Origin of the sequence: Burkholderia sp. SIMBA_062 (assembly GCF_046534765.1) — a bacterium.
Lineage (GTDB): Bacteria > Pseudomonadota > Gammaproteobacteria > Burkholderiales > Burkholderiaceae > Burkholderia > Burkholderia ambifaria.
Genome location: NZ_JAWRYD010000580.1, coordinates 1 through 240, shown reverse-complemented (window position 1 = coordinate 240; position 240 = coordinate 1). Strand labels below are relative to the sequence as shown.

The window sequence follows — 240 nt, the reverse complement described above, 5'->3', positions numbered from 1 at the left end:
AGCTCGAACAACTCGGAATCCGGGATCAAGGCTGCGGCGTGCTTGCCCAACTTGTCATAGCGCCCCAGCTCCCGCTCCACGCCTTCCTTTTTCCAGTTGCGCCCGGGTGCGGTTCTGTCACGTGTACCAATGATCAATTTGACCGGGACAGTAAAGTCACCAAATTCAGTGATCACTGGCTGAGTGAAGATCATGTCGTAGGTCTTGGCATTGACCCATGCCATGGTGTCCTTGTCCGGC

1 pseudogene is annotated in these 240 nt (G+C 55.4%); it reads right to left on the bottom strand.

The features are described 5' to 3' along the window. A pseudogene (locus tag SB786_RS37515) lies at window positions 1–224 on the bottom strand (alpha/beta hydrolase); the annotation flags it as partial. Between the last annotated feature and the right edge of the window lie 16 nt (window positions 225–240).